A 15,375-nucleotide genomic window follows, 5' to 3' on the forward strand; every position below is an offset into this window, starting at 1 on the left:
GTCATGTGGCGAGCTCCAGCGGTGACAGCTTGCGGCTCGTGATGTCCCTGGCGATCTCGTCCAGCGACCTGCCCCTCGCGAAGGCGTAGCCCCGCAACCGGGACAGCGCCTCCTCCGCGGGGACGCCGAGGGCGGCGATGAGCATGCCGGTCGCCTGGTGGACCTGTTCGCGACCGGGTGCCATGACGCTGCGGAGGCCGGTGGTGTCGTCGACCTCGCTCAGGAGCAGACCGAGCAGCACCGCGGTCACGACGTCGACCACCTCCAGCGCCATGGTGAGCTCGTCAGCCGAAAGCCAGCCGGGCTGCCTGCGGTAGAGGTCGAGCGCGCCGATGCCGATCGCCCCCGCCTGCAGCGGGAACGCGAAGATCGCGCCGATGGGCAGCGTGGCGATGGCAGCCGCGAACACCGGCCACTCCAGGACCGACGCACGGGGCAGGTCGGGAACCAGCACGGGTTTGCGGCTCGCTAACGCCTCGAAGCACGGGCCCTCGCCCAGGGTGAACTGGACGTCCTCGATCTTCGTCGCGATCTCGTCGCTGGCGTACAACGTCTCACGTTCCCGCGGGCTGCTCATCACCGAGATCGAGGCGCCGTCGACCGGCAGCACGTCCACGCACGCGCGGATCACGCGCGCCATGGTGTCGAGCCCGCTCCCGCTGTCCCGAAGCGCGGCCATCACCGCCGCTCGTGCGTCGCTCACCGACCGATGCGGCCCATCAGGTGCGCGCACCTTCGCTCACACCGCCGAACAACGGCCGGTCGTCCACGGCTGGCACAGCATTCCTCCACCACGTCGACTGATTCCAGTCGCTCGTGGACGTAGCGAGGTCTGGGCCCACGCCTTGCGTGACCGCATCAGGTTTAACTTCTTCTCCGTACTGCGCGCATGCCCGCGGCGCGCAGTACGGTCTCGCCGGCGGCTTGCGGGCGCGTCGCCGGGCAGGCTCCGCGGTCGCCACCCCGCCGTTCCTCACCCGCCGACCAGGTCGTGCCGTGTTCTCGCACTCCCGGTGCGAGAACACCGACAGCGGCATCAGCGGGGAAAGGTGTGGGGGTCGCGGCCGCGGGGGTAGACGTCGTGCTCGCTGATCACCCCGTCGCGGCCCCGGACGATGTGGTCCACCGCGTGCACGATCGCCATCTCACGACCGTTCGCGGCCGCGTCCTGCTTGGTGAGGTGTGTGCTGGAGACCTGGTCGTTGCCCTGGACCTTGTTCTTCCACCGGCCGTCTTCGAAGTAGGTCTCGATGTCGCCACGCATGGGCTCTCTCCCGTCGGGGTCGCTCGGTCGAGTACCCCGGACGTCGAGCGGCACACCACTCGCGCTCCATCGGCGTGATCAGCCGTGCCGGCGGTGAACGAGGAGTACGCGAAGTCGGTGGCCTGCTCGACCAGCGCACGACGCTCGGTCCGGCTCGGCGCGGCGGGTGGTGGCACCGGAGCCGGCGAGCGGCCACCGCGCACGTCAAAGCCCGGCCGGGATCGGTGGACCCAGGCCGGGCTTCGGTGTGACCAGCTCAGTCCGACGAGCGGACCGGCAGCCGACGCAGAACTAGGCGGGAACGACGTTGTCCGCCTGCGGGCCCTTCTGACCCTGAGTGACCTCGAAGGAGACCTTCTGGCCCTCCTGGAGCTCCCGGTAGCCCTGCGCGGCGATGTTCGAGTAGTGGACGAACACGTCGGCGCCGCCGCCGTCCTGCTCGATGAAGCCGAAGCCCTTTTCGGCGTTGAACCACTTCACGGTTCCGGTAGCCATGTGCACTCCTGTGATGAGTTGGCATCCGCACTGTCGCGGGTGCCTGGGGATCATCCGCCACGGCCTGCGGAAACGCTGAAACAGCAAAAAGCCCGTGATACTGATCACGGGCGAGTTCTACTTCGTAACCATGACTGATGGGGACCACCCTACACCATGATCTCCGGTTGGCGCGAACGCCCGGCCGAATTCGATCAAGTCCGCAGGTCGTGGTCGTGTCGTACGCCCTCGCCGACTGGAGCCGCTGGGGCCGGTGGTGACCTCAGGTCGAGGGTCACGAGGACCGAGTTCGACACCGCCGCCGCACCGAGGCGGCAGCGCGGGACCCGACGTCCCGCTTCTGCATCGCGCGGGCGACGTGGTGTTCGGCGGGGCGTGGTGACAGGAACGGCTCGTCGGTGATCCGCCGGTCGGTGCGCCCTGTGAGGCCGTGGAGCACCCACCGGTACCGGCGCGTCCGGTGTGCGTCCAGTCGAGGGCCGTCTCACCTCGGGCGCCCGGCGCGGGCCTCTACGGTGATGCCGTGGCCGACACCCGACAACGCCTGATCGACGGCGCGATCGAGACCATTCGCACGCACGGTTTGACCGGCACCACGGCGCGCAGCATCGCGGCCACCGCCGGGGTCAACCAGGCGCTGGTCTTCTACCACTTCGGCACCGTCCACGACCTGCTCCAGGCCGCGTGCCTGGCCGCCACGCAGGCGCGGGTCGAGCTGTTCGCCGAGCGGCTCGAGCAGATCACCGACCTGCGCCGGCTCCTGGAGCTGGGCCGCGCGCTGCACGCCGAGGAACGGGCGCAGGGCAACGTCATGGTGCTCGCCCAGCTGCTGGCCGGCGCCCAGGCCGACCCCCGGCTCGCCGAGGCCACTGCGGCGTCCCTGCGGTTGTGGATCAACCCGATCGAGCGGGCGCTGACCCGGTCGCTGGCCGGCTCCCCGGTCTCCGACCTGATCGACACGGCGGGTCTCGCCCGTGCGGTGAGCGCCGGGTTCATCGGGCTGGAGCTGTACGAGGGCGTCGACCCGGACGGGTCGAAGGCGGCCATGGACGCCCTCGACCGGCTGGCCGTGCTCATCGAGGTGGTGGACGACCTCGGGCCGATCGCGGTGCGCGCGCTGCGCTCCAAACTCCGCAAGACGGCCGGGAAGGCGAAGTAGCCCCAGCTCAACGCCCTGTTTGAGCATCTGCTCAAATCCGGCTACCCTCCTGTTTGAGCAACTGCTCAAACAGGAGGGGGTGCCATGGCGCGGCGGCGGACGCTCTACGTGGAGACGGTGATCAGGGCCGACCTCGACGACGTGTGGCTGCGGACCCAGGACCCGCACCAGCACCAGCGGTGGGACCTGCGGTTCACCACGATCGACCACCTGCCGAAGGCGGACCAGGACGCGGAGCAGCGCTTCCGGTACTCGGTCCGCGTCCTGCCCGGTCTGGAGGTGGACGGGACCGGGGTCAGCGTCGGTGAGCGGGTCAAGGCCGACGGCTCGCGGACGTCGGCGCTGCGGTTCAGCTCGGCGCACCCGCTGTCCCCGATCCGCGCCGGGTCGGGGTACTGGCGGTACGTGCCGACCGCCGCGGGGGTCCGGTTCCTCACCGGCTACGACTACCGGCCCGGCTGGGGGCGGCTGGGAGCGCTGGCCGACCGCCCGTTCCGCCTGCTGATGGGGTGGGGGACGGCCTGGTCGTTCGACCGGCTCCGGCTGTGGCTCGAACGCGGCGTCCGGCCCGAGGTGTCGTTGCGGTGGGCGCTGCTGGACGCGGGCACGAGGGCCGGTGTCTGCGCCGTGGCCTGGCTGTCCGGGCCCGCCGTGCTCGCCGCGGCCCTCACCCTCGCCGCCCTGCTGGCCCCGCCGCTGCCGTCCACCCCGGCCGCCAGGAGGTGCCGGCGCACGCCGCCGGACCGCCGGTCGTCGACGGCGCCCTCGACCCTGCTGACCTTGGAGCACCCGTGACGTCGATCTTCCAGCGCGCCCTCGGCGCCGACTTCGACCGCCTGCACCCGCAGCTGCAACGCCGGTTCGGCTTCACCAGCGACGACGGCATCGCCTGCGTCGGCACCGGCACGATGGACCGGGTGTGGCACGGGCGCGGCTTCACCCGGCCGTTCCTGTGGCTCGGGGCCAAGCGCCACATCCTGCTCCCCGGCCACGGCAGCGACGTCCCCTTCACCATCGAGAACTACCCCTACCGCGACTCGCTGGGCCGGGAGACGATGACGTTCGTCCGCACCTTCGCCTTCGAGCGGCCCCGGCGGTGGGACGCCACGATGATCTACAGCCCCGAACGCGGCCGTGTCGTGGACTACCTGGGCACCCACCAGCACGTCTCGGTCGACCTCGACCTGTCCGTGGACGACCGCGGCGGGCTGCTGATCCGCAGCGGTGAGCAGCGCTTCCACGAGGGCCCGCTCCACTTCCGCGTCCCCGGCCTGGTGACCGGCGCCGCGACGGTCCGCGAGTCCTACGACGAGGACCTCGGCCGGTTCCGCATCGACGTCGAGGTGACCAACCACCGGTTCGGGCCGCTCTTCGGCTACCGCGGCACCTTCACCTGCGCCTATCCCGAAGGCGGGCGCGTGCCGGACGCCGTCAGGCCGGTCCGGGAGCAGGCCAGGGTCTGACGGCGCTCAGGGTCGCGGGAGCGCGGCGAGCGCGCTCTCCGCGACCGCCTCCAGGAAGCGCGCGTCCTTGCCCGCCTTGCCCAGGGCCTCCATGCCGCGCAACACCGTGAGCACGAGCGCGGCCAGCCGGTGCGGGTCGGCGCCGGGGGAGAGGTCGCCGTGGCGCTGACACGCCTCGATGTCGGCGACCAGGAGGCGTTCGAGCTCGTCGAACGTCCGCAGCGCGCGGGCCGCGACGACCGGGTCGTGCTCGGCCAGTTCGGCGGTGCCCTTGGCGAGCAGGCACCCGCGGTGCGCGGTGTCCGCGGCGACGGAGGCCGCGATGCCGTGCACGTGGGCGGTCAGTCGCGCGAAGGCCTCCTCGTCGGGGCCGGTCAGCTCGCGGCGGACCCCGTCCTCCGCCTGCGCGCAGTAGTCGTCGAACACGCGGTGGAACAGCTCCTGCTTGCCGCCGAAGGCGCCGTACAGGCTGCCCTTGCCCAGGTCGGTGGCCGCGGCGACGGCGTCCATCGTGGTGCCGGCGTACCCGGCCGACCAGAACTGGTCGCGTGCGGCGGCCAGGACGGCTGACTCGTCGAACTTCCGCGGACGTGGCATGCCTCATCGTACCCAGTTCTTGACTGAATCGTCCATAAGTGCCTACGTTATGGACGAACCAGTCAAGAACTAGGGAGTGGTGCTTCATGTCCGGTGTGCTCGCCGACAAGGTGGCCGTGGTGACCGGCGGCAACAGCGGGATCGGGTTGGCCATCACGCGCAGGTTCGTCGCCGAAGGCGCACGGGTCTTCGTCACCGGCCGCAGGCAGGAGCAGCTCGACGCGGTCGCGGCCGAGCTGGGTGACGCGGTCGTGCCCGTGCGGGCCGACGTCGGGAAGCTCGCCGACCTAGACGCCCTCTACGCCGTCGTGCGCGAGAAGGCGGGGCGGATCGACGTGCTCGCCGCCAACGCGGGCGGTGGCGTGATGGCGCCGTTGGAGGAGATCACCGAGGAGCAGTTCGACAGCACGTTCGCCGGCAACGTCAAGGGTGTCATCTTCGGACTGCAGAAGGCGCTGCCGCTGCTGTCGCCCGGTGCGTCGGTGATCGTCACGGGCTCGACCAGCTCGCTCCGGCCGGACCCGGGGCTGGAGGTCTACGGCGCCTCGAAGGCCGCGGTGCGCAACCTCGTCCGCAGCTGGGCGCGCGACGCGAAGACGCGCGGCTTCCGCGTCAACGTGCTCAGCCCCGGCCCGACCGAGACGCCGGGCCTGGTCGGCCTGGTGGCGGAGGACCAGCGGTCCGGGTTCCTCGACGAGCTCGCGAGCGCCGTGCCGCTGGGCCGGGTCGCCGACCCGGACGAGATCGCCGCGGCCGCGCTCTTCCTCGCCTCGGACGCCGCGAGCTTCGTCAACGGGGCGGAGCTGTTCGTGGACGGCGGCTACGTCCAGGTGTGACCGCGGCACCGGGTGCCGGTGTCCTCCCCGGGGCAGTGGCGGCAGGTCGCAGGGGCCGCTCCGGTGGTCGTGCAGGGCCGGCCGCCGTGCTCGCGGTGCCGCACCCACGCCGGTTTCGTCTTGTCCGTGCGGGACATCTCGTTCCTCCGGAACCAGCCACCCGTGCTCCCGGACCCTCCGGGCGGGCGGCTGGGGCGTCCGCTTCACCGCGCCCACCTCCTGCCGATCCGCACCGCCCACGTCACCGGCGTCGCCGTGCCGGTCAGAGCCCGTCGAGGAGACCTTCGAGGTCGCGTTCCCCCTCGCGGGTCTGCACGCCGGCGGCGAGCTGGCGGTGGGCGGACGCGACCATGTCCTCGGTGAACAGCGAGTACAGGGCGGCGTTCTCCACGGCGTAGGCCTCGTGGGGGATCTTCGGCGCGATGGTCTCGACGGTGGCCTTGATCGCGGCGACGACCTCGGGGCGCAGGCGGGCGATCCGGCGGGCCAGCCGGTCGACGAACGCGTCGATCTCGTCGGCGGGCAGCGCCCGGTTGACCAGGCCGTACCGCTCGGCCAGCTCGGCGTCGACCAGGTCGGTCCCGAGCAGCACCTCCAGCGCGCGTTCCCGGCCGAGCAGCCGGGTCATCAGCACGGTGCCACCGCCGCCGGGGAGGATGTCCATGACGGCTTCCGGCTGCGCCTGACCGGACCGGCCGATGGCCGCGAAGCGCAGGTCGAGCGCCATCAGGAACTCGTTGCCCGCGCCACGGGCGAAGCCGGCGATCTTGCCGATGGTCACCTGCGGCAGCCCGCGCACCTCGTCGGCAACGGCCTGGAGGATGTTCATGCCGTCCGGGACGGGCACGTCCGGCGCGGCGGCGATCGCGGCGGCGGTGGCGGCGGGCAACGCCGCTGGGTCGGTCAGGTAGGCCATGTCGCCGTGTGCGCTGAAGAACTCCGGGTCCGCGCTGTCGAACACCACGACGCGCACGCCGGTGTCGTGGCGCACCCGGTTGACGAAGCCGCGCAACGACGGCACCAGCACACCGTCCATCAGGTTCAGCGGCGGGTGGTCGAGCGTGGCGGTGGCGATGCCGTCGGCCACGGAGATCCGCAGCCCGGTCAGGTCGTCGTAGGTCATCTACACTCCTGCGATAAGTGGGGAGCTTCCCCGGATACGAGTATGTGGGGACACTCCCCACTTTGTCGAGGAGGAGTTGCGTTGGCTGGAACACGCCCTCTTCGCGCTGACGCCCAGCGCAACCGCGACGCGATCCTGGTCGCCGCGCGGGAGACGTTCGAGGCGGAGGGAGTGCTCGCCTCGCTCGACGCGATCGCGTTGCGCGCCGGCGTCGGCAACGCCACCCTCTACCGGAACTTCCCCACCCGCGACGACCTGGTGGCCGCCGTCATCGAGGGCTTCTACGCCCGTGCGCTGGCCGAGGCCGACGAGCTGTCCCGTGCACTGCCTCCGGCCGAGGCACTGGCCGAGTGGCTGGTGCGGGTGGGCTGGGGACTGCGGATCTGGCACGACCTGCCGGTGTGCCTCGCGACCGCGCACGACGACGACAGCTCGGCGTTGCACTCCGCGAACGCGCCGCTGGTGGAACGGGTCGGGGTGCTGCTGGACGCGGCCGAGGAGGCAGGGCAGGTGGCGGGGGAGATCAGCGCCGACGAGGTGTTCGAGCTGGTGCTGGCGCTGTCCTGGGCCATCGACCGGTTCGGGGACGACGAGGAGAAGGCGCGGCGGCGGGTGGTGATGGCGACAGCGGGGATCTTCCGGTGGCCGGAGGCCGGGCGCGGCTGAGGTCAGCTCGCCCGGCGCAGCAGCCGGTGGATGCGGCGCACCGCGGCCAGCCGCTCCTCGCCGTTGAGCGCGAGCGCGCGCACCACCGGGTCGTCGGGGCCACGACGCCGGCGGATCTCCGCGAGCCGGGCCTCGACCGTGATCGCGTGGCCGTCGGGGCAGGTGGACATGTCGGCGTACCAGAGCGCGTCGCGCAGCCGGCCGCGTTCGTCGGGGAACTCCGCCAAGGCGCCGGCCAGACCGGTCAGCTCGGCGACGGCGGCGGCACCGGAGTGGTGAGCGACGAGACCGCACAGCAGCGGGGACATCCCGGCGCGGCGCAGGTAGCGGGCGCCGTCGACCGGGTGCAGGCCCGTGTCGGCCAGCTCGGAGGCGTAGCCGATGTCGTGCACCCAGGCGGCCGCCACCAGCAGGTCCCGCTGGCCGGCGGGCAGGACGCGGGCCACCTGCTCGGCGCGGCGGGCCACGCCGGCGGTGTGCGACCAGCGGCGGGGGAGTTCGGTGGCGAGCAGGCGGCGGGCGGTGTTGCGGGCCCAGGCCGACAGCCACGTGCCCGGCAGCTCCGGTGAGCCGGAGGAGAAGCCCTGCGCGGAGGCCCGCACCGAGCGCTCCACCAGCAGCGGGACGTAGTCGCGCACGCGCGCGCCGCCGAAGCGGGCGATGGCGCGTTCGACCCACTCGTGCACCAGGCTCGGTGGCACCTCGTCGTGGTCGCGGACCAGCCGCGCCTCCAGCCGCCTGATTCGCTCGGCCACCTGATGCCCGGTCGCAGGCGACGTGGTCGTCAGCACGCCGACCACCGTAACCCACGGACCGCTGATCGCCGATGATCCAGTCGGCCGCTCCGCCGCGCTCTCACTCCGCGTTGACCCATCGGCCTCGAACGGTGTCGCAAAGTAGTGGGAAATGCGTGTTTCAAACTAATTCAGATCGCTGACCTGGAGCAAAAGAAAAACTTCCACTTTCGAGTGAACCGGCACCCGTGGGGCACCGAATGCCTCGATGACAGGTGCTGATTCAGCGAAAGGGGGTGATACGCATGAAATCAACATGTTCCACAACGCTGCGGCGAACTCTGGGAGTGGCCGGGTTCCTCTTGGGATTCGGCTTGCTCTCGGCGGGAGTGGCGAATGCCGACGAGAACGACTCGGGCTTGCTGGACGCGCTCGTGTCCCCGGTGGCCGAGGTGGTGGCGCCGATCGCCCAGGTGACCGCACCGCTGCTGACACCCGTGGTCGACACCGCGGCGCAGACCCTGGACCCGGTGCTGGAGCCGCTGCGGCCCGTGACCGCGCCGGTGCTCGCCCCCGTGGTGGGCGTGGTGCGGGACGATCCACCTCCGCAGGTCGTGGAACCGCTGGTGCCACTGCCATCGGCCCCGCCGGAGGTGGTCGCACCCGTGGTGCCGGCCGTTGTTCCCGAGGCGCCCGCGGTGGCGCTGCCCCAGCAGGTCGTGCCGGCGAAGGCCGAGCAGACCTCCGCGCCTGACGTGGCGCCACCGGCCCAGACGCCGGTCCAGACGCCGGTCCAATTGCCGGTCCAGTCGCCGGAAGGGCAGTCGCCCGCTGTGCCGCTCGCTTTGCCCGGCACGACGGGATCGGCGTCGTCGAGCGGATCGACGGGCACCGCCGTCTCGGACCTCCCGGCTCTTTCGGGAGTGCACCCGGACAACGCGTCGCCGATGGCGAGTGGAAAACAGCAGTTCCACGGGTCGTGGTGCTATTACTACGGCCGAAATCATCCCAGCTGAGCAGTCCCGCCGACCAAGCCGACCAGATCACCAGCTTGATTGACGGGAAGGTTCGACATGCACAGCTCTGTGCGACGCGGTCTCGTGGCCGCAGCGTTCTCGGGAGGATTCCTCCTGTTCGGAACAGCGATGGCCAGCGCCGACACGGGTGACCACGGTCTCCTGGGCGGGGTGAACGACATCGTGAGCTCGGTCGTCAAGGGCGGCAACGGCGGTGACTCGGGCAACGGCGGCAACGCCACCAGCTCGAACACCGCGCGGTCCGGCAACTCGGGCAACTCCGGGAACTCGGGTGCCACCGGCGGCAACAGCGCCTACGGGCTTTGTGTGCTGGCGGAGTGCCACACGAACGTGAGCTCGGGTGACTCCGGGAACACCGGTGCCACGGGTTCGACCGGTGACGCTTCCAATCACAGCAACACCGTGGGCGGAAAGTCCGGCGCCGCGGGCAACGGGGACGACGCCACCGCCACGGGTCGTGCGCGGAACACCTCCGCGACCGCCGGCAACGGTGGTGACTCGGGTCAGGGCGGCAACGCCACCAGCTCGAACAACGCCACGTCCGGCAACTCGGGCAACTCCGGGAACTCGGGTGCCACCGGCGGCAACAGCGCCTACGGGCTCTGCGTGCTGGCGGAGTGCCACACGAACGTGACGTCGGGCGACTCCGGCGACACGGGTGCCACGGGTTCGACCGGTGACGCTTCCAATCACAGCAACACCGTGGGCGGCAACTCCGGTGCCGCGGGCAACGGGGGCGACGCCACCGAGGGTCAGAAGTGGGGCCACCACAGCAAGTCCGGCTCCACCAAGGCCACCGCGGGTAACGGCGGCAACTCGGGTGACGGTGGCAACGCCACCAGCTCGAACAACGCCACCACCGGCAACTCGGGCAACTCGGGCAACTCCGGTGCCACCGGTGGCAACACGGCGGTCGTCCGCACGATCGGGTCCGAGCGGGGCCACGGCTGGTCCCGGGACGGCACGAAGTCCTGGACCGCGGTGACGTCGGGCGACTCCGGCGACACGGGTGCCACCGGTGCGACCGGTGACGCTGCCAACCACAGCAACACCGTGGGCGGCAACTCCGGCCCGGCCGGTGACGGCGGCGACGCGTGGGCCGTGACCGAGCAGAAGAAGTCCTGGAACCACCACGGCGACAAGTGGGGCCACCACAGCAAGTCCGGCTCCACCAAGGCCACCGCGGGCAACGGCGGCAACTCGGGTGACGGTGGCAACGCCACCAGCTCGAACAACGCCACCACCGGCAACTCGGGCGACTCCGGGAGCTCCGGTGCCACCGGCGGCAACACGGCCGTGATGAAGAACGAACAACCCGGCCACCACGGCGACAAGTGCCACGGGTGGAAGGGCCACGACTGGAAGCACGGCTGGACGAACCACGGCACCCAGTCCTGGACCGAGGTCAGCTCGGGCGACTCCGGGAACACCGGTGCCACGGGTTCGACCGGTGCCGCGACCAACCACAGCACCACGGTCGGTGGCCACTCCGGTCCCGCGGGCGACGGCGGCGACGCCACGTCCTGGGCGCACGGGAAGCACTCCGTGAAGGCGTGACCACCAGGTGATCACGAGGCGGGGTCGGCTCAGGCCGGCCCCGCCGCTGTGTGCGCCGGGCAGTTCCACCAACCGTGAGAGCGTTCTCATCGAATTCGACTCAGCGGTGTCCGAGGCCGAGTACGTTGGCGCACATGGCACACGTGCACGCGTTGACGCTGTACCCGATCAAGGGGTGCGCCGGTGTCGCCGTGGACCGGGCAGAGCTCACCCCGGCCGGGCCGGCGGGCGATCGGCTGTTCGCCGTCGTGGGGGTGGACGGGTCGACCCAGTGGCAGGGTGAGCTGCCGCGGCTGGCCCTGGTCCGCGGCCGGGTGCTGCGCGAGGGCGCGGAGCTGGAGCTCAGCGCACCCGGCGCCGGTGAGTTGGTGCTGACCGTCGTGACGGGTGGCGCCACCCGGCCGGTGGCGGTGGAGAAGTGGCCCGACACCGGGATCGACCAGGGCGACGAGGCGGCCGCGTGGCTGTCCGAGGTCGTCGGCAAGCCGGTCCGCCTGGTGCGGGAGCCGGACAGGGCCGCTCGGGCCGCCGCGGGCACGGACCCGACCGCGGTGCACGTCCTCTCACTGTCCTCAGCGGACGACCTGAACGCCCGGATCGCCGAGCGCGGCGGGAACCCGGTGGCGCTGGAGCGGTTCCGGCCCAACGTCGTGGTCAGCGGCTGGCCGGAGCCCTGCACCGAGGACAGGGCCGAGCGGATGGCCGTCGGCGGCGCGGAGCTCGGCTTCGGCGAGCTGGCCGTCCGGTGCGCCGTCACGCTCGTCGACCAGGACGAGGGCGTGCGGGCCGGACCGGAACCGCTGCGCACGCTCGCGACCTACCGCCGTGGACCCGACGGCGTCGTCTTCGGCCTGAAGGCGGCCGTGCTGCGGCCCGGCACCATCGCCGTCGGCGACGACGTCACGATCACCGGCTGGCGCTGACGTTCAGCGCACCCGGCCGAGCCCGCGCCGGGCCGGTTTGGGCGCGGGTTCGTCGTCGACCTCGACCGCAGGGCTGATCCGGTCGTACTCCGCCAGCCAGCCCGTGGCCCGGTGGTCACCGCGGCGGGTGAACACCGCGGCACCGGACGCGGCGCCCAGGTCGGGGTCGCCCTCGTCCACGACCGGGTAGCCGATCTCCGTGGTGGCCCTGGTGATCGTCACCGCGGTGCGCTTGCGGCCGGTCCACGCGACCGCCGCCGCGCCCGCGATCCCGGTGACCGCAACGCCTTGCGCGCTCACCGTCAGCACCGCCGACGTGGTCCGCTCGCGCAGCAACGCGGTGTAGGACGCCTGGTCGAGCTGGCAGTGCGCCGGTGGCCGGCCGGGGGCCCAGTCCGGTGCGCGCACACCGCGGCTGACCGCCGAGCGCCACATGCCCGGCACGAGTTCCTTGGCGTGCGCGCGGGTCGCCATCTGCTCGCACATCCACAGCAGGCGGCCCGCGCCGCGGCCGGGAGTGCAGGAACGCCACCGCACCCGCCGGTCCAGGTCCGCCGACACGATCGCCACCCACGGGTGCACGGTGCCCAGATGTCCTTGTGCCGCGAGCCAGGCGAGGTAGCGCGGTGCCTGCTCCAGCACCGGGTGCAGGGAGCCCAGCGGGATGCCCGCGACGGCCCGGCGGCCGCGGCCCGCGAACAGCTCGGGTGAGCGGGCCACGAGCAGCAGCGCCGCCCACGCCAGGTCACCGCGCTGGACGTTCGCCGACGAACCCAGGCCCTGCACGGCGGTGGTGTCGGTGATCCGCGAGGTGCGGCCGCGGGCCCGGATCGCGGTGGCCACGGCCGGGCGGTTGGCCTCGGCGACCGGTGCGTCGGCCAGCTCGGGGACGGTCACGCCGAGCACGCACGTCAGCGCTTCCTCCGCCGTGTCGGCGTCCTCCGGTGCCGGCAGCAGGCCGAGCACCTGCCGCAGCCGGGCGCCGGTGTAGGTGGAGACCATCAGCTGCGCGGTCAGTCGGCCGAGGTCGGTGACCGTCAGCGTGGTACCGCGCTGCACCAGGTAGTCCTTCTCGACGAGGAACGCCACGGCGTCGTGCACCGGTTCGACGTCCTCGTCGCCTTGGGCGAAGGCCAGCGTCTGCCGCCACCACGCCTCGGCCTCGACGACCGTGGTGATGCGGCCCTGCAACACCTCGGCGAGCACGTGGTCGGCCAGGCTGTCGTAGATCTGCGAGTAGACGGCGTACCCGGCCATGAGCCGCCGCTGCCAGTCCGCGCGCTCGGTCTCGTCGGTCACGAGGTACGCCCAGCCCTCGGTCTCGCCGGCGCCGACGCGACCGGCCCGGCCGAACATCTGCATGACCGTGGCAGTGTCCATCGGGTCGGTGCCGATCTTCGTGTCGCGCACGACCACCGCGCGGGCCGGCAGGTTCACGCCCGCGGCGACCGTGGTAGTGGCGACCAGCACGTCGGCCTCGCGCGCCCGGAACGCCTGCTCGGCCGCGTGCTTGCCGTCCCAGTCGGCGTAGTGCAGCCGCACCCCGACCTCGGCGCACACCGTCTCCAGCTTGTCGAAGTCGGTGGGCCCCACCAGGTGCACCGGCGCACCGCGCTCGGCGGCGATCATCAGCGCGGTCGAGCGGACCTTCGGCTTCGACCCGCAGAACACCAGCACGCTGCCCTTGTCGGCGGTGTGCCGCTGCACGAGCTCCGCCACCGCCTGCTCGCGCATCCGCGACGCCTCGGCGTGCCGGGAGGTGGCGGGCAGCATCGGCAGCTGCCAGGTGAGCCGCGACGGCCGCCAGGTCGTGGTGACCAGGTCGCCCTCCAGCCAGTCCGCGACCTCCTGGGCGTTGGCCACGGTCGCCGACAACCCGACGATCCGCACCGGCGACTCGGCCCCGCGCACCCGTGCGAGCAACGCCTCCAGCAACGCACCGCGGCCCGCGCTGCCGAGCAGGTGGATCTCGTCCACGACCATGCAGCCGACCTCGGCGAGCGCCGTCTGCAACGACGACGCCCGGCAGATCGCCTCGAACTTCTCCGTGGTCGCCACCCACAGGTCGGCGGCGCGCACCCGTTCGACGTCGACGGTGTACTCGCCGGACAGCCGTTCGACGCGCAGCCCCTGCCCGCGCCACGTCTCCAGCTCGCGGTCCAGCTCGTCGGTCAGCGTCCGCTGCGGCACCAGCCACGCCGCCTTGCGCCCCTCTTCGAGGATGCTGCGCAGCACCGCGAGCATCCCGACCACCGTCTTGCCCGCACCGGTCGGCGCCGTGACCACCACGTGCCCGTCACCGTCCACAACGGACGGGCAGGCCTGCGCCTGCGCGGGGTTCAGCGTCGAGTAGGGCAGGAACCGCAGCCAGTCGCGCGGCACCAGGTCAGCCGCGGGCACCGGTCGTGGTTCGGTGGCGCGGTCGACCGGCTCGTGCAGGTCCCACAGCAGCTCGAACGCGTCCCGCGCCGCCCGTGCACCGGCGTCGGTGAGCGGCGCCGTCGGTTCGGCGACCATGCCCGCCATCCCGGTCAGCGACGGCGTCACCCGCAACGGCCCCAGCGCGTCCTCGTCGACCGAGCTGACCCACTCCTCCTCGACCCAGTGCGGCACCGCGCGGAACGGGACCCCGGCGGCGCTCAGCCGGGCGCGCAGGTCCGCGAACCCGTCCGCGTCCGGGAACACGACGCGGACGTCGGTGCCCTCCGGCAGCCGCGGCACGGTCAGGTCCGGGTCGACCGTCTTGCACCAGAACAGCATCCGGTGCTCGGTGACGTCCTCGGCCGGGGCCAGCGGCACCGCGACCGGGTGGCTGCGCTCCTCCGCGCCGTCGGCGTCGGCGAGGATGCGGCGGATCTTCGCCGCGATGACCGTGGTCGACGTGCGCCGCGGGGGAGGGGAGATCGGCTCCGGGGAGATCGGCTCCGGGGAGATCGGCTCCGGGGAGATCGGCTCTGTCGCTGCTGGTTCGGGTGGCGCGGGCGGCTGCGGTGCCGGTTCCGCGCGCTTCCCGGTGGGCTTCCCGGCGGGTTTTCCGGTGGGTTCTTCGGCGGGCTTTTCGGTGGGCCGAGGGCGTTCCACGACCGGTGCCGCCCGAGGCTCCGGCGGTGCGGGCCTGGTCCACTGCTCGACGGCCAGCTTCGACAACCGCTCGTCGTCGGCGAGCCGCCGGGCCACCGCCTCCGGCCGCAGCTCGCCGAGCACCGCGCGCTGCGCCAGGTGCAGGTCGCTCAGCTTGAACGACGCCGGGCACCCCGGGCACACCACCGCCGCCTGCAGCCGCGGTTTGCCGACGTTGCCCGCCACCCGGTACAGCCCGTGCAGCTCGCCGGAGCACCGCGGGCACGGCCGGTCGATCGGGTGGGGCGAGGGCTGCCAGCCAGGTTCCGCGTAGCGCGGGATCGCGGGTGCCGGCTCGACGCCCCAGAGGCGGCGAGCAACACCGGCGACGGACGTGTCGCGGCCGGAGCGGTCATCGGCGTCAGTCATGCACCAGTACCTGTACGAGGTGAAAAACGCGA

The 15,375-nt window shown here is 72.3% G+C and carries 15 protein-coding genes; 8 read left to right on the forward strand and 7 right to left on the reverse strand.

Translation table 11 applies throughout. The features are described from left to right. Position 1: 1 nt before the first annotated feature. The 3 genes from AB0A63_RS19890 to AB0A63_RS19900 all read right to left on the reverse strand — a co-directional run bounded on the left by AB0A63_RS19890 (position 2) and on the right by AB0A63_RS19900 (position 1,759). Complete coding sequence (locus AB0A63_RS19890) at positions 2-703, reverse strand: GAF and ANTAR domain-containing protein (protein WP_360393147.1); 702 nt, start codon at positions 701-703, stop codon at positions 2-4. 333 nt (positions 704-1,036) lie between these two features. Then, positions 1,037-1,264: a DUF2188 domain-containing protein gene (locus AB0A63_RS19895; protein ID WP_360393150.1), complete on the reverse strand. Its 228-nt coding sequence runs from the start codon at positions 1,262-1,264 to the stop codon at positions 1,037-1,039. 291 nt (positions 1,265-1,555) lie between these two features. Further along, positions 1,556-1,759 carry a cold-shock protein gene (locus AB0A63_RS19900; RefSeq protein WP_086661517.1) on the reverse strand — a complete coding sequence of 68 codons (204 nt, stop codon included), beginning with the start codon at positions 1,757-1,759 and terminating at the stop codon, positions 1,556-1,558. 523 nt (positions 1,760-2,282) lie between these two features. Between AB0A63_RS19900 and AB0A63_RS19905 the strand changes: the two genes are divergently transcribed. The 3 genes from AB0A63_RS19905 to AB0A63_RS19915 all read left to right on the forward strand — a co-directional run bounded on the left by AB0A63_RS19905 (position 2,283) and on the right by AB0A63_RS19915 (position 4,381). Next, positions 2,283-2,918: a TetR family transcriptional regulator gene (locus tag AB0A63_RS19905; RefSeq protein WP_360393153.1), complete on the forward strand. Its 636-nt coding sequence runs from the start codon at positions 2,283-2,285 to the stop codon at positions 2,916-2,918. Positions 2,919-3,002: 84 nt separating this feature from the next. Further along, positions 3,003-3,713, forward strand: a complete 711-nt coding sequence (locus AB0A63_RS19910) for a hypothetical protein (RefSeq protein ID WP_360393156.1) — start codon at positions 3,003-3,005, stop codon at positions 3,711-3,713. After that, entirely contained in the window at positions 3,710-4,381 is a 672-nt protein-coding gene (locus AB0A63_RS19915; RefSeq protein WP_360393159.1) for a DUF4166 domain-containing protein, read from the forward strand. Before AB0A63_RS19910 ends, AB0A63_RS19915 begins: the two co-directional genes overlap by 4 nt. Positions 4,382-4,387: 6 nt before the next feature. On the opposite strand, the gene AB0A63_RS19920 is transcribed toward AB0A63_RS19915, so the two are convergent. After that, positions 4,388-4,978 carry a TetR/AcrR family transcriptional regulator gene (locus tag AB0A63_RS19920; protein WP_360393161.1) on the reverse strand — a complete coding sequence of 197 codons (591 nt, stop codon included), beginning with the start codon at positions 4,976-4,978 and terminating at the stop codon, positions 4,388-4,390. A gap of 86 nt (positions 4,979-5,064) precedes the next feature. Between AB0A63_RS19920 and AB0A63_RS19925 the strand changes: the two genes are divergently transcribed. Beyond that, a complete protein-coding gene (locus tag AB0A63_RS19925) occupies positions 5,065-5,814 on the forward strand; it encodes an SDR family oxidoreductase (protein ID WP_360393164.1) in 750 nt (249 codons plus the stop codon). Between the two features lie 262 nt (positions 5,815-6,076). Here the strand turns inward: AB0A63_RS19925 and AB0A63_RS19930 are convergent, their stop codons facing one another. After that, the gene (locus AB0A63_RS19930) at positions 6,077-6,937 is read right to left on the reverse strand and encodes an enoyl-CoA hydratase/isomerase family protein (protein WP_360393167.1); all 861 of its coding nucleotides are present in this window, start codon (positions 6,935-6,937) and stop codon (positions 6,077-6,079) included. Between the two features lie 81 nt (positions 6,938-7,018). Here AB0A63_RS19930 and AB0A63_RS19935 point away from each other — a divergent pair, with 81 nt between their 5' ends. Next, the gene (locus AB0A63_RS19935) at positions 7,019-7,603 is read left to right on the forward strand and encodes a helix-turn-helix domain-containing protein (protein WP_360393170.1); all 585 of its coding nucleotides are present in this window, start codon (positions 7,019-7,021) and stop codon (positions 7,601-7,603) included. 2 nt (positions 7,604-7,605) lie between these two features. On the opposite strand, the gene AB0A63_RS19940 is transcribed toward AB0A63_RS19935, so the two are convergent. Continuing rightward, positions 7,606-8,394 carry an HD domain-containing protein gene (locus AB0A63_RS19940; protein ID WP_360393173.1) on the reverse strand — a complete coding sequence of 263 codons (789 nt, stop codon included), beginning with the start codon at positions 8,392-8,394 and terminating at the stop codon, positions 7,606-7,608. Between the two features lie 332 nt (positions 8,395-8,726). Between AB0A63_RS19940 and AB0A63_RS19945 the strand changes: the two genes are divergently transcribed. From AB0A63_RS19945 to AB0A63_RS19955, 3 genes are all read left to right on the forward strand, one after another. Further along, positions 8,727-9,353 carry a hypothetical protein gene (locus tag AB0A63_RS19945; RefSeq protein WP_360393176.1) on the forward strand — a complete coding sequence of 209 codons (627 nt, stop codon included), beginning with the start codon at positions 8,727-8,729 and terminating at the stop codon, positions 9,351-9,353. 129 nt (positions 9,354-9,482) lie between these two features. Beyond that, the gene (locus AB0A63_RS19950) at positions 9,483-10,931 is read left to right on the forward strand and encodes a hypothetical protein (RefSeq protein ID WP_360393179.1); all 1,449 of its coding nucleotides are present in this window, start codon (positions 9,483-9,485) and stop codon (positions 10,929-10,931) included. A 134-nt stretch (positions 10,932-11,065) separates the two neighbouring features. Next, positions 11,066-11,854: an MOSC N-terminal beta barrel domain-containing protein gene (locus AB0A63_RS19955; protein WP_360393182.1), complete on the forward strand. Its 789-nt coding sequence runs from the start codon at positions 11,066-11,068 to the stop codon at positions 11,852-11,854. 3 nt (positions 11,855-11,857) lie between these two features. Here the strand turns inward: AB0A63_RS19955 and AB0A63_RS19960 are convergent, their stop codons facing one another. Next, positions 11,858-15,343: a DEAD/DEAH box helicase gene (locus tag AB0A63_RS19960; protein ID WP_360393185.1), complete on the reverse strand. Its 3,486-nt coding sequence runs from the start codon at positions 15,341-15,343 to the stop codon at positions 11,858-11,860. Positions 15,344-15,375 lie beyond the last annotated feature (32 nt).

Origin of the sequence: Lentzea sp. NPDC042327 (genome assembly GCF_040647275.1) — a bacterium.
GTDB lineage: Bacteria > Actinomycetota > Actinomycetes > Mycobacteriales > Pseudonocardiaceae > Lentzea.